This window comes from Bacteroidales bacterium (genome assembly GCA_031275285.1).
Lineage (GTDB): Bacteria > Bacteroidota > Bacteroidia > Bacteroidales > UBA4181 > JAIRLS01.
This window is the reverse complement of record JAISOY010000089.1, coordinates 31,925-54,095: the sequence shown is the minus strand read 5'-3', so window position 1 is coordinate 54,095 and position 22,171 is coordinate 31,925. Positions and strand designations below refer to the sequence as shown.

Here is a 22,171-nt window from a genome sequence, read left to right as displayed (position 1 = left end):
ATTTATTATTTTCTTAAGTCACATTGATTACGTTCATTAAATATAGCATTAAATGATTGGTATTACTTATTTTCCAGGATGAGTATACTTTTTCAATGCCTGATACATATTATCAAAATGTATCGGAGGAAACAATACATTATTGGCCTGACTCTCGTATATCAGATGCTGATAATACTCATTATCTTCCGAAACGATCAACACTAAAGGTAATCCGGACCTGATGGATTTAATATGCCTGATTGTTTCATCATTCTCATTCTTGAAAACATCGGCATCTGCCAACACCACATCTATATGTTTTCGCTGGCTGATAGCATCTATCCACTGTTTGGCGGTTTGGACCAGTATCAGGTTGGCCCCTGTATGTGATAATAATCTTTCCAGGTAGTCGGATTTCATTATTTCCGGCTCTACAATCAAAATGGACGAATTTTTAAGAGATGGATCAGTTGCTTCTTCTCCTTCTTCTTCGGTAGTTTCAAATAAGTGTTCATCCTGTGGGCTTACCGGAAGGTAAGATATGGTGAAGTGGAAGCAGGATCCTTCCCCTTCTTCTGATTCTACCCGGATATCGCCTCCCATCATTTGGGCCAGACTGCGGGATATGGTCAATCCCAATCCTGTACCGCCGTATCTCCGGCTATTATTCAGTTCGGCCTGCCTGAAGCGTTCGAAGATCACTTCCAGCTGGTCGGGAGCCAGGCCTATTCCGGAGTCTTCGACTACAAATTCTAATATATTCGAGGTTAACTTCTTATATCCGAAACGAATGAATCCTTTTTCCGTAAACTTGATGGCATTCCCGATCAAATTGGTGAGTATCTGCCTGAGACGCATCGGATCGACATATATAAGGCTATTTTCGATAAACTCACTGTCATCAAGGATCAGGGCGATCCGTTCTTTATTGTTGGCCCGTAAATATGTTTCAAAAAACACCTGTAATTCGTTCATGAACTCATTGATCCGGAAAGGAATTGGACGAATACTCATTTGTTTCGCTTCGATCTTGGCAACGTCAATGATATCATCGATTAATTTTACCAATTGTTCACTGCTGTTGTTCACAATGGATATATATTCACTCCGGCGTTTTGGCGACAGATGGTCGTCAGCGAGAAAATTTAAGAAGCCAATAATCCCGTTGATTGGGGTACGTATCTCGTGAGACATATTTGCCAGAAAAGCCGATTTCAATTTGTCTGATTCCTCCGCTTTTTCTTTAGCCCTGATGAGTTCCATTTCACTCATCTTTCGTTCGGTAATATCACGTATGACCATGATCACCGATGATGTATTTCCATTGCTTTCTTTTACAGATGCGGATGATATTTCACCGAAAAATTCTGTTCCGTCTTTGCGTCTTAACAATAATTGAGGGAGAAATGCCACATTATCCTTGACAAATAACTGGAACATATCCGAAGCCTTTTTCAGGTCATGCGGATGCACATAATGAAACATACGGAAGTCTGATGTATCCGCCTGTTCATCAATAAGGAACATTTCCCGGGCTTTCGGGGACAGGTATATTACACGTCCTTCTGAGTTACAGACGACGATGGCATCGGGAGAAGCAACCGTCAATTGGCGGTACATTTCCTCGGATTTCCGTAAAGATTCTTCTGCCATTTTCCGGTCTGTGATATCAGTTGCATATTCCATGTGGACCAATCGTCCGTCAACCCATTCGATGGCCGCATCGGTACATTCATACCAACGTTTGGTGACTAAATTCTTATGCTCCCAGTTATACAGGCCGGTTGATTTTTTATTGTCATCCAGTAAATGTGGCCTGGGACAAAAATCGCATGTGCCGGTTTGATTTTGTAATACGTTCCAGCATACTTCCCCTTCTACTTCATGTCCGATATCTTCTTTGATCTTTTTGTTGGCAAAAAGGATTTTTGATGATTCCAGATCGACAACATATATACTGGCATTGATGTTATCCAGTACAGTACGCATGGTCTGCTGGGACAAAAGAATGGAGTTTTCCGCCCTGAACCGGCGCGTGGTGGAGGATATGATTTGAGAAAGGCTGATGATCAGATCCACTTCGCCTTTTTCCCATGTTTTGTAACGTCTGCATTCATCGAAACCCACAAATCCATAGTTGATACCATTAGTGATTAATGGGAGTACCAAAATGGACTTGATTCCTTGTTGGGACAACTGTTCATAGGCGACAGGGGTCAATTCCTTAATATTTGAAGTGCAGATATATTTTCCAAGGTTGAATGCATCAAACCAATCTTGCATATATTCGATAGGAACATCCTGTAAATTATCTATTTCCGGCATAATTCCATCATTACACCATTCATAGGTATTATTGACGGTTTTCCCATCTGCATTCTTTTCAAATATATATACGCGACTGACATTTGCATATTTCCCTATTTCGCTCAATGCTTCGCCGATGGCTTCCGACATATTATCCGAAGACTGGACGATTTGCAATACCTTTATCAGGATGCTCTGCCGTTTACGGATTTCTTCCAGTTCCTGTTCGACAAGCTTTCGGTCGGTGATGTCGATCATAAAGCCGTCCCATGTAAGGTCTCCGTTATTTTGGATGCGGGCGCCCGCTCTTATATGTACCCATTTTTCCGTTTCATCCAGCTGGAAACGGCATTCTGCATCACAAACCATTGACTCAGGATGTGATTGATACAGCATTTCAATTTGTTTCCGGTCATCCGGATGGATAATATCGAAAAATAAGCCGGCATCCTCTTTGGTTTCATCAATGGGCAGATGGAACATACTTGAGAAGTTGGCACTGATGTATGTAAAATGATTGTTCAGTATCTGGAAAATGACACCTCCGGAAAGATTATCACTTAATGAGATCAGGCGTTCCTGGCTGGCTACTAATTCCTGGGTTTTGGCTTCAACCATCTGTTCAAGCTGGGTACGGTATTTATCCAGTTCCAGATCGGTAAGCCTTTTTTCTGTCATATCGTGAAAGATCCTTCCGAAAAAATTGGTTTCGGCTAATTCAATGGTGAATAATGACACCTGTATATAACGTACCTCTCCAGAAGGAGTCAGGATCGAGTCATTTTCTATTTCGCGTGATTGCTTATGTCCGCCATGAAAATAAGCAAGACGCTTTTCACGTATCTGTTTACGGACTTCATCAGTTTTCTGGTCATTTGTCCTGAGTGCGAACATCAGGTCCCACTCATACTGTCCTAGGGCTTCCTCTCTGGTGATTCCCGTGATTTTTTCCTGCGACTTGTTCCATTCAACAACCCGGCCTTCTTCATCAAGAATGGTAATTCCTTCAAAAGACTGGCTGATAAAGTTCCTCATCTTGCTTTCACTGTCCTCCAGTTGAAGCATGATTTGTTTTCTGGTAGTGATCTCCTGTTGTAGCTGGTCATTTTTTTGATGAAGTTCTTCATTGGTTACCGAAAATTCTTCATTGATAGCGTACAACTCTTCATTGATAGCGTATAGTTCTTCATTGGACGCTTCCAGTTCTTCTGTCCGTTCTTTAACCAACCTTTCCAGTTCGTCACGGTATTCGGCCAATTCTAATTCAGCTGTTTTCCGTTTGGTAATATCAAGTAAAAAGCCGTCCAGCACAGTATAATTTCCTTCCGTACGTGGATGTGTGGAAATTTGTATCCAGCGAATGTCTTCTTCAGTATAAAGAATCCGGAACTCTAAGTTGAGATAATCCAGTGTTTCTAAAGCACCGTAGAAATCATGACGGAACATTTCCAGATCATCCGGATGTATTTTAGAGAAGATATTGGTAGAATCCTGGAAAGCAACTGCCTGGGGGATATTGGTCAAGTCTTCCCAGGAGCCGCTCAAATAGGTAAATTCTTTTTTCTGAGTTGCTTTATTGAGTACAAAACGGAATAGACATCCTCCGGGGAAATTGTCTCCCAGTGACTGAAGCCTGTCTTTTTCCGTTAATAATTCCTTTTCTGCTTCTTTACGGCTGGTGATATCAAAAAGAAACCCGTCGGAGAAAATAACCTCACCTTCCGGATGAGGGTGAGATGCTATCTGTATCCATTTTGTAGAGCCGTCAGGATGATGGTAACGAATGGATAAGTCGATATTGGTCAATGTTTCCAGGCTTTCCTGAATGCCGCTCATTAACCCGGGAAGATCCTCCTGGTAAACATTGTCAAATACCACAGAAATGTCATCCTGTGCTTTTTCTGCTGTTATTCCTGATATTTTTTCCCAGGTTCCGCCTAAATAATGGAAACCCATTTTCTTTGTTCCGGGCTCATATGCGAGTGTGAAAAGGGATCCGTTTGGAAAATTATTCCCAAGGGATTGGAGCCGCTCCTTTTCCATAAACAATTCTTTTTCCGACTCTTTTCGCTCGGTGATGTTCAGAGCAAAACCATCCCATAGTATCATATCCCTATCTTTACGAGGACTTGAGGATAACTGGAGCCAGATCGTTTTTTCATCGGAAAACCGGAAACGGACCTCCTCATCGAAATTAACCAATGAAGCAGCGCTTCTTTTGACTGTTTCCTCAAAACGGGAAAAATCTTCAGGATAGATTTTTGAAAATGCATCAAAAATACTTCCTTTCATAGCAGCTTCTTTGGGTACATTGGTTAACTTTTCCCATGTATCTCCCAGGTATGTGATATGTGTTTCCTGGGTTTGTATATCCATGCTGAAACTGAACATACAACCATTGGGGAAGTTTCTTAATAAGGATTCCAGCCGGTTTTTTTCATTCAACAATGCACTTTCCGCATTCTTTAATGCAGTAACATCTATTAAGGCCCCTACAACACCTGTCTTTTCATTGTCTTTATTGCGAATAGCCCCACGATAGGCCAGGAAATCATGTAATCCGGAACCAGTCTCCATCAATGTCTCAATTTGATGCTCGTTGATATCTGTCATCAATTGTTCATCGATACGTCTGATTTCTTCTGCATTCATTGGAAAAACATCTTCAACGGTCTTTCCGATGACTTGTTCCCTGGATAGACCGAAAGAATTTAAGAATGCACTGTTACAATCAGTATAATACCCTTCTTTATCTTTCACATATAGCGGCGCTGATATGGTCTGCATAATGCTTTTCAGAAGGGCATTATTTTCAGTTAGTTTTATTTCGTTTTGTACAATTAGTTTTTTTGCTGCTTCTTCATCAGTAATATCACGGCTTATCGCTCCCATCATTGTTTTTTTTCCGGGAATTTTCACAGGAAAATACAATATCTGAAGCATTCTTTGTTCACCGCTTTGTTTATGCTTGATGGGGTGAAGCAGTGTGATGGATTTCATTTCATCTATGACTGAATTTACCTCAGTTCGAAGCTTTGTCATTTCTTCATCCAGATGATCATTGGTCAACAGGGACTCAACTATATCCCAGAGTAAATGCCCGATGGCTTCTTCCTTATCCACTCCTGTCAATAAGGTAAATCCCGAACTCCATTCCCGTATAATGCCATCGGTATCTGTTAGGATGATACCATCAAGTGAATGATCGAAAATGCTCCTGATGGTATTTTCACTTTCTGCTATCCTTTCTTTATTCTCTTTATCTTTCAGTAATTCGTGCGTTAATTTCAGGTTATTATAGCCAATGCTGGATATTTCGTTGGCCATGATTTCCAACATACAGCATATATTCTTAAAATGCTCCTGAATTTCGTCTTGTAATTTTGGAAAAAGTCCGGCATAAGTTTCATCATTTCCGGCGGCAACTTTCATGAATGGGGCTATGGATCCGCCAAATCCACACATCCCGATTTTCCAGTCAGCAATGTGTTTTTCCCCGATGAAAATAGGAGCCTTGGCGTCAATCAACCTGCATGGGTGTCCTTTAGGAACTATTTCATGTACGATCCTTTCTTCCACATAACAATCTTCCCCGGCATATAACTTAGATGTACAAACATCGCTGTAATTACTCATTTTCGTGATCGGATCCCCATTGATACCAACAATAACGGATGTTACACCGTTAGCTAAGGAAAACTGATCCTGCAATGATTGAAGGTGATCTAAAGGAATAATATCAGTTAGACGGATATGGGTAATATCCATCGGATCAGAAAGCGTTTCCTTATCATCGACAGTAGCGTTCCTATACCAGGATAATTGCTCTTTTAAAGCCTTATTTTCTTCTTCTAACTGCTTTATATGATCTTGCATATATGATTATTCCTTATATCTTATCCTTCCGAGCATCAATATGGATATTATACTCGCAAAATGGGGATAAAGTTAGAAAAAAAAAGTGACTTAAGAAATGAATAAGTTCGTAAGGGAAGTACTCATCCAATAAATACAGGTATTTCCTTCATATTATCCATTATAGGAAAATCATAATAAATCATTACAGCTTACCTGGAATATTTAAAATGCCTTTCAATTAATCTGCAACGTAATCTTATCATCCTTTTAACCGGAAAAACTAAAATTCTGTTATATTTGCATAATATAGGATACGGTTCGGCAATTTTTCTAAAGCAAGCTTTCTACAATTGCTCTCACCTTTCACTATATTTGTAAAAAATCTAAATAAATAGTTAAGATGTCTGAAAAATCTTTTTTGAAACATATTCCTAATGGAATTACATGCCTTAATTTATTTTCGGGTTGTTTATCTATTGTTATGGCCTTGAACGGAAGATTGGACATGGCTTGTTATTTTATTTTTGCGGCGGCCGTATTTGATTTTTTTGATGGCTTTACCGCACGTTGGTTAAAAGCGTATTCCGATATAGGGAAAGAGTTAGATTCATTGGCAGATGTAGTCAGTTTTGGAGTGGCCCCGGCTGCAATTATGTCTGCATTACTTATCTCTTCGGTTACTCTTCAGGGTTTTTCGACAGACATGTTTAGTTGTGGATGGATGATTTCAATGCTGGGATATATCATTGCTGTTTTTTCCGCACTCAGGCTAGCCAATTTTAATATTGATACCCGGCAAACGGATTCATTCATAGGTTTGCCGACGCCAGCCAATGCGCTTTTTATCTGTGCCTTATCATTTACTGTACAGGGAGACGGATGGATCGCATCTTTTACAGGCAACATGTATTTCCTGTTGGCTATAACCGTTATTTTCTCATACTTGTTGGTGGCAGAATTGCCTTTGTTCTCGCTCAAATTTAAAACATTTGGCTGGAAAGCCAATCAGGTCCGTTATGTCTTTTTAATTTTCTCCATACTGGTCCTGGTATTTTTTCATTGGGCAGGATTGGCTCTGGTTATTTTGATTTATATCCTTTTATCCATTCTTGTCCGTATCTTCAGTGATAAAAAGCAAATCATAAAAAATATAAAATGATGATGGTTGGTTAATGAATTATCTGGCGCATACATATTTGTCAGGCGATAATGATGATATTAAAATCGGGAATTTTTTAGGAGATTGGGTAAAGGGGAGTGATTACCTCAAATATTCTGAAGATATCCGGACAGGGATTTTATTGCATCGAAATATTGATTCATTTACAGACCGACACCCTATTGTACACCAGAGTTCCAGCCGGTTTCAATCCCGTTATTCAAAATATTCAGGGGTAATTATTGATATATTGTATGATCACTACCTCGCAAAAAACTGGAGTGATTTCAGTGATCTTTCATTACATGACTATGTAAATAAAATGCATAATGTGATGTTGAATAATTTTGATATCCTGCCTGAAAGGTTACAGAATTACCTCCCCGGATTCATGAATGAACGGTGGATTGAACGTTATGCGACAATTGAGGGAATCCGAGATGTGTTGGACGCAATGTCAAAAAGGACTTCGTTACCTAACGAAACAGAATATGCAATCAGTGTAATGGAAGCTCATTATGATGATTTCCGGCATGAATTTTTTGATTTTTTCGGACAGATCATTGAGTTTGTAGAATCAAGATTTATGATTTCAATTTATCGTCCTGAATCGTGATACAAGCATGCAAATGCCATTAATGTACGAAATAAAAGTACTATATTATGCATATTTTTTGTTTTTATATCCCTATTTTTAATATCTTCGTGCCTTTAAAATTTTGATTATTGTTAAAAAACAACCATTTATATGGCAGTATTAGAGACTATTAGGAACAAGGGCGGTGTAATCGTGTCTGTAGTGATCGGTGCAGCATTAGTTGCATTTATTTTGGGTGATTTTATTCCCAGGAACGGATCACGAAATTCTGATGTGGCTGAAGTTGGAAAGAAAAAACTTACTTATCAGGATTATGAGCAGAGAATTGCTGAGATGACCAACAGGTATCAACAAAGTACCGGACAAAGCAGTTTGGATGAGCGTATGATGGATATGGTACGGGAACAGGCCTGGCAATTTATGATTAGCGGAGTAGTGGCTGAGCAGGAATATGAAAAAATAGGCTTAACGGTATCTCCGGAAGAGTTGTTCGACCTCGTACAGGGGGCCAATCCTGATCCGATGATCCGGCAGATCCCTGATTTTACAGATCCTCAGACAGGTGCTTTTAGCCGCTCCCGGTTGATGGAATTTCTTAAGAATAAAAATTTATATCCTGATGCTGCACGCCAATGGGTTATATTGGAAAAAGAACTGATGAATAACCGTTATGCGCAAAAGTATGATAATCTGGTTTCAAGGGGGATTTATGCTCCCGGTTTTATGGTAAATAACGAAAATCTTGAGGTCAATAAGAAGGTTGATTTTGATTTTATGGTGAAACAATACAGTTCGGTTCCGGATAGTGCCGTAAAAGTGAATAATACCGATCTGAAAAAATATTATGATGAGAATAAAGGGCAGTGGCAGCAGGATGCATCACGCGATATAGAATATGTTGTATTCAATATTGTTCCATCTGATGAAGACAGGGCAGCTGCTGATCAATGGATAGAAAAGATCAAACCTGATTTTGAAAAGGCAGAAAACCCGCAACAATTTGTTAACCTGAATTCACATGTGCCTTTTGATAGTAAATTCTATACCCAGGAACAACTTCCGGTACAGGTGACATCCATATTTAATGCGGACATGGAAGAAGTAATCGGGCCCTACCAGGAAGGAGAAGCATTAAAATTAGCCAGATTGGCAAAAATAGAAAACCGGCCGGATTCTGTGAAGGTACGGCAAATTGTTATTATGCCGAAGCAACAAACCCAGGAAGCTGCTATGGAAGCAGTTAATCTGGCTGACAGTATCAAGAACGCGATTGAAGGCGGAGCGAATTTTACGACTTTGGCCCTTAAATACTCTTCAGATCCTTCTGTGAGCGCAACAAACGGAGATATCGGTTGGATCCATGAAATAGATGTCCAGGCCGGGTCGATGGCTGATCAATTATTCAGCATGAAAAAAGGTGAAGTAACAAAAATGGAAAGTCCCCAGGGATTGTTCATTGCCCAGGTTACTGAAAGAGGAAAAGAGGTGAAAAAAGTACAGGTAGCTATACTTCAATACAATATTCTTCCTAGTCCGAGGACAGAGCAACTTCTGTATGCCCAGGCCAGTAAGTTTGCTATTGAGAACAGAACAGAAGCAAAATTTGATGAAGCATCCCAACAACTGAGCAAGCGTGTAGCCACATATTTAGGAGAGAATGACCGTCAGATTCCAGGGTTATCATCAGGACGCCAGATTATCCGGTGGGCTTATGAAGCGAAAAAAGGAACAGTATCCGATGTCTTCACTTTAGATGATGCTTACGTCGTTGCTGTATTAAAGAATATCCGGAAGGAAGGAATTGCACCTTTTGAACAGGTAGTTGCGGAAATTACTGTAACAGTACAAAAACAAAAGAAAGCCCAACAAATATCTGCGACCCTTTCAGATGCTGCTAAAAATGCACAATCATTTTCGGAAATGGCATTAGGACTGGGAATACCTGTTGAATCAGCTTCTGAAATTACATTTTCTTCATTTTCTGTGCCTAGTGCTGGTATCGAACCTAAGTTGATTGCAGCTGCTACCACTTTACCTGAAGGTAATATTTCACAACCTGTTGAAGGAGCCAATGGTGTATATCTTGTTACTGTAAAACAAATAACAGAACCTGAGGAAGGAATGGTCGGAGAAGCTAAAAACCGATTACTTTCCACTTATAGGAACAGATCTGCTTCAGAGTCTTTGCAGGCATTAAGGAAAGCAGCCAATATTAAAGATATGCGATCGAAATTTTATTAAAATAGATCAAAATAATTTATAAAAAAGAAAGACGTGTGGATTCCATACGTCTTTCTTTTTTATAGGATAGTTATAACGATTAACTTTCAGTAATCAGTCCACGACCGATTTTGACGATTTTTCCTTCCTTGGTTAGATCGGAAGATATCTTATCCAGTAGACCATTGATGAAGATAGAACTTTTAGGGGTAGAATAATATTTTGCCAATTCCAGATATTCATCAAATGTGACTTTTATGGGAATGGAAGGAAATTCAATTAATTCATTAATGGCCATTTGCATGATCAGGTTATCAATCATAGCAATACGTTCAATATCCCAATTATCCACACTGTCTTCTATCCGTTTTTCATATTCGGCATAGTTTCGAATAGAAGTCCGTAATAATTTAAATGCAAATTCTTTATCGTCTTCAGATTTGTAGATGGGCAATAGCTTGATACTTTTATCCTCTTTCATTCCTTTAATGGTTTTTACCACCATGCTCACTACAAATTCAATGTCATCGTTCCAGAAAATGCTCTGTTCTTCCATGATTTTGAAAAACATTTCATGTTCTTCTATTTCATTGCTATAAAACTCTATTAATAGGTTTTTATCATCTTCATAGTTACATGTATCGGCCTCCATGTAATTTAAATAATACGGAGACTCTACCAATCTGTTGTATAGATTTTTAATGAGTTCCGGATAATTGACCCAACTCAGTTTTTGTTCACTCAGGTAAGCATTAAAGGCCGGGCTTTCCTCAATTTGACGGATTACTTCATTATCTATAAACCTGGTATTCGGGTGTAGGTCTTCAAAAGTAGGGAGTCGCTTATTCCTGGCTAATTCAATACGGGATTCAGCATACCGTTTTGTTGAAATGATCAATAAAAATAAATAATAATAAAGATCATAAGCTTTTTTTATACTGAAACCCAACTCCTTTTCCGATTTAACTAACCCCGGTTCAACCGAATTGAAGTGGGCATACAAAACTTGTAAAATCTTTATGCGAAGCAATCTTCTGCTAATCATATTTTTTCAAGAAACTAAAAACTATGCAAAGTAAATCATTTTTTAACAAAAAGACGATAAAAACCATTTTTAGTAGTGATACAAACGTTAATTATTTAATAAGGCTGATATTTTTCCAATGATCATTTTTGGTGAAATTTCCATTAGACAGGCATAATCATTTCTGTAACAGGGCTTATTGCCATATATTGAGCAAGGCCGGCAGAATAAATCGATCTGGACTGCGTTTTCAGGATTTTGGCCATATCCATAAAATCCTGCGTATGGATGTGTTGCACCCCACACTGACACTACCTGGGTAGCAGTAAGCGAAGCCAGGTGCATGTTGGCGGAGTCCATTGAAAACATTACATCGAGGTAATTCATTAAGATCAATTCCTGGGCTAATCCGATTTTTCCACCAACAGATATGGTATTGGGATATTTTTTTTCCCAATTTTCCAGTATTTCTTTTTCTTTAGCACCTCCTCCGAACAAAAATATTTTCACCTTTTGATGTGCGAAATATGCCAATATTTCTTCTGTCCGGTTGATTGGATATATTTTCCCCTGATGCTTTGCAAAAGGAGCGATTCCTATCCACTTATCCTCCTTTTTTCCTGTAAGGTGATCGATCATCTGAAAATCGGCTGTTGAGTTTTTGAAGATAGAATGAAAGTCAGCTGTAACAGGTAAACCGATAGACCGGAACACATCAGCATAACGCTCTGTCGATGTTTTTAACGGAAGAAAAACCTTATTTTTTTTCCGGGTAAGCAAACGCTTTTCTTTCCGGCCTTTATTGATGTGTTTTACTTTTACGCCTCCAAGACGAAATAAAAGGCGTAAAAATTTTGTACGCAATACATCATGAATATCTGCAAAAGAATCATACTTTTCTATCGACAATTCTTTATACAACCTGTACATACCTTTTAAGCCGGGATATCCTGTCTTTAAGTCGATCCCCTTAAACCGGACATTAGATGGGCAATAAGAAAATAGTGGAGCCAGAAAAGACTGGGACACCATGGTAAAGCAATCTTCAGGATGTTGTTCGGCCAATGCCGTAACAATAGGTACCGTCATTGCCACATCACCAATAGCTGAAAAACGGATAATTAAGATATGGGCCATTTATATAATTTCGAATTTAAAATTTCGAATTCAAAATTAATCACACTTTGAATATTCATCAATTTAAATTAATGATTTGTGTAATTATGTTTTATCATCCATATAATCTAAGATTGTATCGATGATAAACTCCGATGGAAAAAATATGCGACCAGAAGAAAAAGAAGCAATGAAAAAAGTCCGGAAACAATAGATATCAATAGTTTTTTCTTCTTTTCTTTTAATGCTTTATTTTGTATTTCTGATAAGATAATATCCAGTTCTTCTTTAGAAATGTTTTTATGATAGACAGGGGCATTTTTAGGAGCTATGGAAAATGATTTTTTACCATGTTCTTTAAATTTGGACCGTTTGGATGGCAACATAGATAAATTTTGCTTTACCTTGTGGATCATGTCCAACATATGCCCGGCACCTATCATCGTGATCTGCTGAATGCTTTGTTATCCTGTTATTGTTTATTTGGCACCAGAATACAATACCGGATTCAGTTCAGGATCGTTGTACATTTTCATCTGTTTATACACTTTCATGTATTTTCTTCCGGATTTGATATCTGCCAAAAGGGTATCAATGGCTGTTGACAAATCTTTCTGTTGCTCATTAAGGATATTCAGCTTTTGCTGGCATTGTGCTACATGTTCAGGCGACGCTTCAGGACGGTTCACTTCCTGTAGCATATGATATATTTTCAGGGCCAGGATAGATAGCCGGTCAATGGCCCAGGCCGGACTTTCAGTATTAATGGTTGCTTCAGGAAGAATAACCACTTCTTTATATTGATCAAGAAAATAGCTGTCGATTAATTCTACCAGATCTGTTCGATCCTGGTTGGACCGGTCGATGCGGCGTTTGATTTTTAAGGCTTCCACAGGATCAATTCCCGGATCGCGGATGATATCTTCTAAATGCCATTGGACTGTATCTATCCAGTTTTTTAAAAATAAATAATATTCTATGCTTTTGAGCGCATATGGATTTTGTATTTCAGTATCTACATCATCATGAATATGATACTGATCGATACTTTCGTTAAAAATTTGATTGGACAATTGACTGAATGTCTTCATGAATATATAATTTAAACTGGTTTTATTCTGCATGTTGTGCCAGGTTCTCTCCGAATGCAAGATCTCCGACATCCCCTAATCCAGGGACTATATATGATTTCACGGTTAGTTCGTCATCGATTGCTCCAAGCCAGACAGAGGTGTTTTCAGGTGAAATCCGCTTCCGTAGATTATCAAGACCCTCCCTGCTAGCAATTATGGAGATCAAATGAACATGCCTGGGAGTCCCCAGGGACAATAATGTCTGGTATGTCAACGACATGGATGCTCCGGAAGCAATCATGGCATCACATAAGATCACTTCCTTTCCATCAATTGAAGGGCATGATACGTATTCTATACTTATCTGTAAATTACCTTGTTTGTCGTGATCCCGCCGGATGGAAATAAACCCTCCCGTAGCGCTGTCAAAAAAATTAAGGATGCCCTGGTGTATCGGAACACCGCCCCGCAATACGGATATAACAACGGGCGGAGAAGCTATGGTTTGCTCCTCGGCAATACCTAAAGGAGTGGATACCTGATGTGTATTGTAATCCATCTTTTTGCTTATTTCATAAGCCATGATGGACCCCATCCGTTCCAGGTTTCTTCGAAAACGAAAGCTATCTTTTTGGATATGTTCGTCCCTGGTTTCGGATAGAAACGTATTAAAAAGTGAATTATTCTTATTTAAAACGGTAATCATATAACAAAAATTTAGGGCTACTTATGTTTTTTAAATCTCAATAAGTAAGACTAATCTTGACAATGATAGGGAAAAAAAAGAAATTATCAAAGAGATTTCTGTTTTCTTCTTTTTTGATGAAAGCATTATCAGCCGGTTAGTCCTTTCGTTTTAATTCAAGGATGGTGATTTCAGGCGGCATCCCTATCCTTCCCGGAAAGGCAATGACTCCCAATCCCCGGTTTACATATAAATATTGCCGGTTTACCTGATATAAACCTGCCCAATACTCATATTGCATCCGTGCAGGACTGAAACGTCTTTTTCCAAATCTGGCGCCAATCTGCATCCCGTGGGTATGACCGGAAAGTGTAAGAGGGATATCTGTTTTCCCTTTTATTTTTTCGGCCCAGAATGAAGGGTCATGGGAAAGTAATATTTTGAAAGGAATATCTTTAACAGAATCTGTAGCTATATCAATATCTCCCAATTTAGGATGCCGGTCGCGTATACCCCAATTCTCAATACCGACAACGGCAATACGGTTAAGTGAATCCTTTTCAATAACGACAGATCTGTTGTTTAATAAATCAAACCCCATTGAGGTAATTGCCTGCTCTGTATTTTGTATATTGGCTTTTTCTTCAGCAGGTGTTTTCCACTTATAATACATACCGTAATCATGATTCCCCATTACGGCATATTTCCCGCCGGAAGCTTTTAATCCCGAAAAAACAGGGATCAACGGATAAGTTTCTTCCGCAAAGTTGTTGACCATATCACCAGTAAATACAATTATGTCAGGAGCCTGTTGGTTGATCAGATCGACCGCTTTTTGAAACCGGTGGATCATTCCGGCCGAACTACCTGCATGTACATCGGATATCTGTGCAATTTTAAATCCGTCAAATTTTACAGGCAAATCGTCAAATGTGATCTGAACATGATGAACATCATAATTATAACGTCCAAATAAAATTCCCCAAACGATGATAAGCGTCATACACACACCTGTCACCATTCCGCATTTTGCCAGGATATGGCTTGGATTTTTGGGGGACAAATTCCGGGAACGCCGTTTCTTATTACCGGTTCTGGAAATGATGATATCTAAAACCAATGAGATGGCAAATATCGTTTTTGGCGAATAAAGTGCGACCATTAATCCAAAGAGGTAATAATATACGGTAAATACCCTGTAATCGCGGGTATGTTCCTGCAAAAAGAATCCCCCCATAAGAAAGAAAAGGAAGAATATTACCTGTAGGATAAAGAATGTTTTTATTCCTGACTTGTGACGTATCCAGAAATTAGGGAAAATATATTTTATTCCCCGGACCGTGATGGTATCAAGTATGATGAGGACAAAAGCAGTTAAAAAGAAACTCATACCAATACATATTGTATTTTAAAACTTATTGCAAAGTAAGTTTAAATTTGTCTATCTTCCTGATAAAAATATTAAAAAATAATCAAAAACAGCTGAATATTAAGCACTCAGTACTATTTATTATTTTCTTAAGTCACATTGGTCAAACTGATTATGTATATAAAATATGACATAAATTGTGTGCTGTATACTTAAATGTTCTTTAAGTTGTCGGAACAATAGTAAAATCGTTAATGGGTATCTATTTCTCCTACCAGGGAACACCGCATATGGTTTTTTACTTCTTCGGCGGACATCCCATGTCCCAAAAGAAACATAAGTTTTGTAACCGCAGCTTCGGTGGTACTGTTGTATCCGCTTACCACACCAATATTCCATAAAATTGATCCGGATTGGTAACGTCCCATTTCGACCGTTCCGGATATACACTGGGTAATATTCACTACTACCACTCCTCTGTCAATAGCATTTTTTATCGAGTCGAGGAACCATTTCTGATTAGGGGCATTTCCGGTTCCGTAAGTTTCCAGTACAACCCCCTTTAAGTCAGGAATATGCAAAATAGCATCCACCATGTCGGGTGACATATTCGGAAATATCTTCAATATGACCACATTGGGATCGAGCAAATAATGGAACTTGGGTAGTCTTCTTATACGGGGATGTATGATCAGGTGATGTTCGTATTTGATATGAACCCCTGCTTTTGCCAAGACAGGATAATTGAATGATTTGAATGCACTGAAATTCTCGGCATTGATTTTTTTTGTCCGGTTTCCCCGCATCAGGTCATTCTGGAAAAAGATACAGACTTCAGGGACAAAGGGATGTCCGTTATGATCTTTATCTACGGCTATTTCCAATGCCGTGATCAGATTTTCCTTACCATCGGTACGCACTTTCCCGATAGGTAACTGGGAGCCAGTAAGGATGACCGGTTTGTCGATGTTTTCCAACATAAAGCTAAGTGCAGATGCGGTATAAGCCATCGTATCCGTCCCATGTAAGATAACGAATCCATCATAATGATTGTAATTCTCCTGTATGATCCGGACGATCTTCTGCCAACATTTCAGGTTCATATCCGATGAGTCAATAGGCGGATCGAACTGGGTACTGTCGATTTTAAATCTCAGCTTTCCGAATTCCGGTAAATTATTTTTCAGATGTTCAAAATCAAAAGATTCCAGACATCCGGTTTCTTCATTCTCCATCATACCTATAGTACCTCCGGTATAAATCAAAAGAACAGAAGCGTTATTATCGATCATGGTTCATTCATCTATCAATGTAAATGCAAATGTAATCAAAATAGTCAGCATGTGTTATGTCATGCGTATCAGGAAATCAAATAGAAAAAAGAAAGTACAATAAACCTTTTTCTACTTGTGTAGTCAATAGGATAAAGAATAAACGACAATTAACCCATCCTTTTATCATGAATAAACTGATCAACCTGTTTTACCCGGCCTTGTTCATATTGATTTGCTCGTTCGCACAACCTTTATTTGCTCAGAATAATACCTATACTATTGCGGGATTTGTGATTGACAGTGTTGCCTTACAAGCACTGGATGCGACTAATGTCATGATTGTTAAAGAAAAAGATTCGATATTTGTATCCGGAGGAATGAGCGATGCTTCGGGAAAGTTCGAATTGAAAAATATTCCTTCCGGGCGATATCAATTAGTGGTCAGCTATTTGGGGTATAAGACATTGTTCCGTCCGTTAAATTTATCGGGAAGTTCCCGGAACATCAACCTGGGAAGAATATATATCCATAAACAGGATCTGGAACTTGAAGAGGTAGTGGTAGCTGCTAAATTTAATCCTATTATTGTAAAAAGGGACACCATCGAATTCAATACATCTGCTTATAAAACACAGGAAAGTGACGTTGTGGAAGATCTATTGAAAAAACTACCTGGTGTGGAAGTTGAATCTGATGGCTCCGTTACCGCTGGTGGACAGCAAATTACCAAAGTATATGTAGAAGGGAAACAATTTTTTGGCGATGACCCTAAAGTCGCTATGAAAAACTTACCTGCCAATATCATTGACAAAGTACAGGTAGTAGATAGAAAATCCGATCAGGCGCAGTTTACCGGAATAGAAGATGATAATACTGAAAAAGTGATCAACCTTACCCTGCGTCCGGGTAACCGTAACGGACTTTTTGGAAGGGCTTCCGTTGGGTATGGTACTGATGACCGGTACAATGGAAATGGCATGATCAGTTATTTCCAGGGGGAGACACAACTGGCTGCCCTATTGTCTACTAACAATACCAATAATATCGGATTTACAGATTTTATGGGGGATGCAATGAGCAGTACGGGTGGCGGTGGCCGTAGATCGGGTGGTGGTGGCGGAAACCGTGGCGGTGGCGGCGGTGGAAATCGTGGCGGCGGCGGTGGAAACTACAATTTAGGAGGGTTCAGCATCAGCTCGGGAGGTGGAGGAATTAATACTACGACATCCGGAGGTGCCAATATTAATTACCGGTTCGGAGAAAAATTGAAGCTTGGCGGTAATTATTTTTTCAATGTTGTAGACAGCAAAATGGATCAGCAAAGTATCCGTGAAAATATCCTTCCTGACAGTGTTTTCTATTACACGCAAAACCAGTCGCAAAACAGGAATTCCCAAAACCACCGGATCAACCTGGAACTGGATTATACCATCAATGATAACAATTCCATATTGTTCCGGCCAAACCTGAATATAGGAAAAGGAGAAAGCGATGGTATATATAATTATCTGACGGAGACGCGTGCCGGCATGATGTTGAATGAGGGTAATACACTTTCCGGTTCGAGCAACAATTCCTTATCGACCTCCGGGAGCTTGTTGTGGCGGCATAAGTTCAACAAAGCAGGTCGTACATTGTCGGTAAATCTTTCGTATGGGGTTTCTGACAATCAATCCGACGGGACCAATTTCCAGGACAATATTACATGGAATAGCCAAAATAACCTGTTTGAAACAGATACGGTAGACCAGACATATACCAATAATAATAACGGTTATAACTACGGAATACGCGCGTCTTATACTGAACCTTTCGGAAACAACCGGTTTCTGGAATTTTCTTATTCCTACAATAAAAATAATACCATATCAGAAAGACGTACTTATGATTTTAATGAACTGACCAATAATTACGATCTGTTGGATTCTGCCTATTCCAGTAAATATGAAAATACTTATGTAAATCAGCAGTTTGATATCCGGTTCAACACTAGGCGTGAAAAATATAGTTATACACTGGGCGTTGGCTTGCAGCCGTCGTCATTGACCAGTATTACCTGGCCTGACAGGGACCGGCTGACGCAAGATGTGGTGAATTTTTCTCCTTCGGCGAATCTGACCTATGGAAATTCACGCCAGAACCAACTCAGGTTCGATTACCGCGGGTCAACACAACAACCAACCATACAACAGTTGCAACCGGTTGCCGACAATACCAATCCATTGTATGAACGGGAAGGAAACCCGGATCTGAAACCGTCCTTCCGTCACAACCTGAGCGTGACATATAATAACTTCAACGCATCGAACCTACGGACTTTCCTGACTTCACTATCATTCAATACCACCAACAACAGCATTGTAAATTTTACCAGATATGATGGAACAGGTAAACAATTCACCAAACCGGTCAATGTCAATGGGGTATATAACCTTAATGCAAGGATTATGGTAAATATGCCCATACCCAATACCAAATTATCCATGAGCAATACCTTATCGGGAAATTATGGAAACAGCGTCAATTATTCCAGCATAGATAGTACGGAAAGTGTAAAGAATTATACAAAGAATACAGGGCTTAGCGAAACATTCCGGATGACCTTCCGTAATGACTGGCTGGAACTGATGGGGACTTATCGGCTGGGGTATAATCAGGCCCGTTATTCGCTTGAAAACAAAGCCACCACGAATTATTATAATCATACCTTATCCGGAGATTTGTTGATCAATCTTCCCTGGAGTTTTATACTTTCCAGCAATGTAAATTATAACTTTTACAGAGGCTATGATGATGATTTCAACCGTGATATGACTATGTGGAATGCGGATATATCCAAACTGATATTCAAGAATAAGAGAGGAACCCTGAAATTGAGCGTATATGATATTTTAAAGCAAAATAAGAATTACAGGCGTACCACCACCGATAATTATATAGAAGATACGCATACCAACACGATAGGTCGTTTTGTGATGTTCAGCTTTTCGTATAGGTTCACTTCATTTGGCGGGAATATTAATCAATCCGGCAGATCCCGGGACGGGATGCCCGGAGGAGAGGGGATGCCCCGTCGGTTTGAAGGAGAAGGTGGCGGAGGGTTCAGGCCGGGTGGCGGTCCTCCAAATTAATCCATGACCAATTTAATAGTCATATGACGGGTAAATAATGTGAAAGTTCGATTTTTTGAGAATGATTTTTTTAGAAGAAATTACCCTAAGATTTTCTGCATGATGTAATCATTCTTGTAAAACCCATTGCCGATATATTCATCAACTTTACGATCCGCATGATAGCCAATATGCTGGTAAAAATTTACCGCTTTGTTATTGCGGTTTACATTCAGTTCAAGGGTGATTTTTTTTCCGGGATGAAGTTCGCAAATATGCTTTTCGACGTGTTCCACAAGAAAACGCCCGGCTCCGGATCCGTGCGCTTCCGGTAAGACATATAATTTTTCCAGGATATACAGGCTCTCAGACTTGGGATTAATGGATACGAAGCCAATCGGTTTTCCGTCATCAAGTGAAACGATGAAAAAAGTATGCCCGTCTTTCATTTGCTGCTTCAACGCCTCATCTGAATACATTTTTTCTATCATGTATGCAAACTGCTCTTTAGTTAGAATGTCAGCATATGCTACTTCCCATGCGGGTACAGCCAGATCATGTATCAGTCCGTTATCTTCTGCGATGGCTTGTCTGATTTTCATTTTTAGGGTTTTTGCGCTTACTGTCTTTTCTTTTATCGTTGTTCCATGTTTTCTCATTTTTGTTCCCCGGCTTTTTCTTATGTGCACTTTTGTTATCTTCAGAAGCATAATTCAGATTGAGCGGACGGTTACGATAAGCCATCTGTTTCAATTCGTTCATTATTTGTGCAGCATATGGTGTGGCTACTTCAAAATAAGAATAGGTATCATAAATATCGATTCTCCCGATCGGGACATAAGCGCCGGGTACCACCTCATTTACCATTTCGATCAGGCTAGGTGGGGCAATCCTGTCTTTTCGTCCCAGATTGATGTATAAGCGGGTATAATCCGTATCTGCCAATCTTTTGGATCGTTCCTGTTTTTTTCCTTTGAACTCCGACTCACTGATAATATCGGCAGCATCACGGTAATAACTGAGGAAACGATTGAATTCAAGAGAAACAAATCTCTGAATAAGATCCTGTTTGTCAAACCATTCTAATTTCCGATAAATGGCAGGCAGATAGGATTCTATTTGGGCATGATCTACCTCAACTTTTTCCACTTTATCAATCAGGTGGAACAGTTGTTTTTCACAGATTTCCCGTCCTGTAGGAACTTCAGCCATTTCAAAAGACTTGTTGATCATTTTTTCGATCCGGCGTATCAGGTGCTTTTCCTTTAAATTTACAATGGCTATTGAAACTCCAGGTTTTCCTGCTCTTCCGGTTCGTCCGCTACGATGTGTATATACCTCGGGATCATCAGGAAGATTGTAATTGATCACATGCGTCAGGTTATCGACATCCAGTCCGCGGGCGGCGACATCGGTGGCTACCAGCAATTGCAGGTTCTTATTACGGAATTTTTGCATCACATAGTCACGTTGTGATTGCGAGAGATCCCCATGCAGGGCATCTGCATTGTAGCCGTCCTGAATCAGGCTGTCGGCAATATCCTGCGTTTCTTTTCGGGTGCGGCAAAATACGATACCATATATATTCGGATGATAATCGGCGATACGCTTCAGGGTCTGATATTTGTCACGGGCATGTACCGTATAACAGATATGTTTAACATGTTCAGCCCCGGAATTCTTCTTACCGATGGTGATTTCTTCCGGATCGGTCATATAGTCCTTTGCGATTCCTGCTACTTCTTTAGGCATGGTAGCTGAAAACAACAGGGTATTCCTTTCTTTGGGCACCTGGGCCAGTATCTCATTAATGCTGTCTATAAATCCCATATGAAGCATCTCGTCCGCCTCATCCAGGATCACCTTTTTCACATGCTTCAGGATCACTTTTTTACGCTGGATCAGGTCGCATAAACGTCCCGGAGTAGCTACGATGATATGGACACCCTTTTTCAGGGCATTGATTTGCATTTCAATACTTGAACCGCCATATACAGCAAGGATACGAACGTCGTCGATATATTTGGAATAATCCTGCAGGTCATCAGCAATCTGAACGCATAATTCCCGTGTCGGAGCCAGGATCAGGGCCTGTGGATAATTTTTGTCAGGGTCAATTCCCTGAATTACCGGAATACCGAAAGCAGCTGTTTTTCCTGTTCCGGTTTGCGCCAGGGCAACTATATCCGTTTCATTTTTTAATAGCAGGGGAATCACTTTTTCCTGTACGGGCATTGGGTATTCAAATCCCAATTCATATAAAGCTTTGGTGATAAGCGGTGAGATGTCTAGATCTTCAAATGTAATCATGGATGGAATAATTATATATCATACAATATGAACATTGTATGGCGCGCAAAGGTACAATACTTATTCTTTTCCAACTTATATCGTTT

General features: G+C 39.5%; 14 protein-coding genes. 4 read left to right on the top strand and 10 right to left on the bottom strand.

The annotated features are described in order from the left end of the window. Positions 1-66: 66 nt before the first annotated feature. Positions 67-6,165 carry a PAS domain S-box protein gene (locus tag LBQ60_09725; protein MDR2038190.1) on the bottom strand — a complete coding sequence of 2,033 codons (6,099 nt, stop codon included), beginning with the start codon at positions 6,163-6,165 and terminating at the stop codon, positions 67-69. Positions 6,166-6,547: 382 nt separating this feature from the next. Between LBQ60_09725 and pssA the strand changes: the two genes are divergently transcribed. From pssA to LBQ60_09710, 3 genes are all read left to right on the top strand, one after another. Then, on the top strand, positions 6,548-7,306 hold the full coding sequence (gene pssA / locus LBQ60_09720) for a CDP-diacylglycerol--serine O-phosphatidyltransferase (protein ID MDR2038189.1): 759 nt from the start codon (positions 6,548-6,550) through the stop codon (positions 7,304-7,306). Positions 7,307-7,319: 13 nt separating this feature from the next. Continuing rightward, positions 7,320-7,922: an ACP phosphodiesterase gene (locus tag LBQ60_09715; protein MDR2038188.1), complete on the top strand. Its 603-nt coding sequence runs from the start codon at positions 7,320-7,322 to the stop codon at positions 7,920-7,922. Positions 7,923-8,054: 132 nt separating this feature from the next. After that, on the top strand, positions 8,055-10,145 hold the full coding sequence (locus tag LBQ60_09710) for a SurA N-terminal domain-containing protein (protein ID MDR2038187.1): 2,091 nt from the start codon (positions 8,055-8,057) through the stop codon (positions 10,143-10,145). Between the two features lie 79 nt (positions 10,146-10,224). Here the strand turns inward: LBQ60_09710 and nusB are convergent, their stop codons facing one another. From nusB to LBQ60_09675, 7 genes are all read right to left on the bottom strand, one after another. Next, entirely contained in the window at positions 10,225-11,169 is a 945-nt protein-coding gene (gene nusB, locus LBQ60_09705; protein ID MDR2038186.1) for a transcription antitermination factor NusB, read from the bottom strand. 87 nt (positions 11,170-11,256) lie between these two features. Then, positions 11,257-12,285 carry a glycosyltransferase family 9 protein gene (locus LBQ60_09700; GenBank protein ID MDR2038185.1) on the bottom strand — a complete coding sequence of 343 codons (1,029 nt, stop codon included), beginning with the start codon at positions 12,283-12,285 and terminating at the stop codon, positions 11,257-11,259. A gap of 107 nt (positions 12,286-12,392) precedes the next feature. Next, positions 12,393-12,707 (bottom strand): hypothetical protein, encoded by a 315-nt coding sequence (locus LBQ60_09695; protein ID MDR2038184.1) that lies wholly within the window; start codon positions 12,705-12,707, stop codon positions 12,393-12,395. A 36-nt stretch (positions 12,708-12,743) separates the two neighbouring features. Next, positions 12,744-13,355 (bottom strand): DUF4254 domain-containing protein, encoded by a 612-nt coding sequence (locus LBQ60_09690; protein ID MDR2038183.1) that lies wholly within the window; start codon positions 13,353-13,355, stop codon positions 12,744-12,746. Positions 13,356-13,377: 22 nt separating this feature from the next. Beyond that, complete coding sequence (gene upp, locus LBQ60_09685) at positions 13,378-14,043, bottom strand: uracil phosphoribosyltransferase (protein MDR2038182.1); 666 nt, start codon at positions 14,041-14,043, stop codon at positions 13,378-13,380. 136 nt (positions 14,044-14,179) lie between these two features. Beyond that, the gene (locus tag LBQ60_09680; GenBank protein ID MDR2038181.1) at positions 14,180-15,412 is read right to left on the bottom strand and encodes a metallophosphoesterase; all 1,233 of its coding nucleotides are present in this window, start codon (positions 15,410-15,412) and stop codon (positions 14,180-14,182) included. Between the two features lie 230 nt (positions 15,413-15,642). Then, positions 15,643-16,683 (bottom strand): asparaginase, encoded by a 1,041-nt coding sequence (locus LBQ60_09675; GenBank protein ID MDR2038180.1) that lies wholly within the window; start codon positions 16,681-16,683, stop codon positions 15,643-15,645. 167 nt (positions 16,684-16,850) lie between these two features. Between LBQ60_09675 and LBQ60_09670 the strand changes: the two genes are divergently transcribed. Then, positions 16,851-19,796: an outer membrane beta-barrel protein gene (locus LBQ60_09670; GenBank protein MDR2038179.1), complete on the top strand. Its 2,946-nt coding sequence runs from the start codon at positions 16,851-16,853 to the stop codon at positions 19,794-19,796. Positions 19,797-19,876: 80 nt separating this feature from the next. On the opposite strand, the gene LBQ60_09665 is transcribed toward LBQ60_09670, so the two are convergent. Both LBQ60_09665 and LBQ60_09660 read right to left on the bottom strand, forming a co-directional pair. Next, complete coding sequence (locus LBQ60_09665) at positions 19,877-20,377, bottom strand: GNAT family N-acetyltransferase (protein ID MDR2038178.1); 501 nt, start codon at positions 20,375-20,377, stop codon at positions 19,877-19,879. Then, entirely contained in the window at positions 20,346-22,085 is a 1,740-nt protein-coding gene (locus LBQ60_09660; protein ID MDR2038177.1) for a DEAD/DEAH box helicase, read from the bottom strand. The genes LBQ60_09665 and LBQ60_09660 overlap by 32 nt, the downstream gene beginning before the upstream one ends. Positions 22,086-22,171: the final 86 nt, after the last annotated feature.

What these genes read in the sequence shown, in the direction of transcription:
- LBQ60_09725 (MDR2038190.1), bottom strand. Translation starts at nt 6,165, where the DNA reads ATGCAAGATCATATAAAGCAGTTAGAAGAAGAAAATAAGGCTTTAAAA.
- pssA (MDR2038189.1), top strand. Translation starts at nt 6,548, where the DNA reads ATGTCTGAAAAATCTTTTTTGAAACATATTCCTAATGGAATTACATGC.
- LBQ60_09715 (MDR2038188.1), top strand. Translation starts at nt 7,320, where the DNA reads ATGAATTATCTGGCGCATACATATTTGTCAGGCGATAATGATGATATT.
- LBQ60_09710 (MDR2038187.1), top strand. Translation starts at nt 8,055, where the DNA reads ATGGCAGTATTAGAGACTATTAGGAACAAGGGCGGTGTAATCGTGTCT.
- nusB (MDR2038186.1), bottom strand. Translation starts at nt 11,169, where the DNA reads ATGATTAGCAGAAGATTGCTTCGCATAAAGATTTTACAAGTTTTGTAT.
- LBQ60_09700 (MDR2038185.1), bottom strand. Translation starts at nt 12,285, where the DNA reads ATGGCCCATATCTTAATTATCCGTTTTTCAGCTATTGGTGATGTGGCA.
- LBQ60_09695 (MDR2038184.1), bottom strand. Translation starts at nt 12,707, where the DNA reads ATGATAGGTGCCGGGCATATGTTGGACATGATCCACAAGGTAAAGCAA.
- LBQ60_09690 (MDR2038183.1), bottom strand. Translation starts at nt 13,355, where the DNA reads ATGAAGACATTCAGTCAATTGTCCAATCAAATTTTTAACGAAAGTATC.
- upp (MDR2038182.1), bottom strand. Translation starts at nt 14,043, where the DNA reads ATGATTACCGTTTTAAATAAGAATAATTCACTTTTTAATACGTTTCTA.
- LBQ60_09680 (MDR2038181.1), bottom strand. Translation starts at nt 15,412, where the DNA reads ATGAGTTTCTTTTTAACTGCTTTTGTCCTCATCATACTTGATACCATC.
- LBQ60_09675 (MDR2038180.1), bottom strand. Translation starts at nt 16,683, where the DNA reads ATGATCGATAATAACGCTTCTGTTCTTTTGATTTATACCGGAGGTACT.
- LBQ60_09670 (MDR2038179.1), top strand. Translation starts at nt 16,851, where the DNA reads ATGAATAAACTGATCAACCTGTTTTACCCGGCCTTGTTCATATTGATT.
- LBQ60_09665 (MDR2038178.1), bottom strand. Translation starts at nt 20,377, where the DNA reads ATGAAAATCAGACAAGCCATCGCAGAAGATAACGGACTGATACATGAT.
- LBQ60_09660 (MDR2038177.1), bottom strand. Translation starts at nt 22,085, where the DNA reads ATGATTACATTTGAAGATCTAGACATCTCACCGCTTATCACCAAAGCT.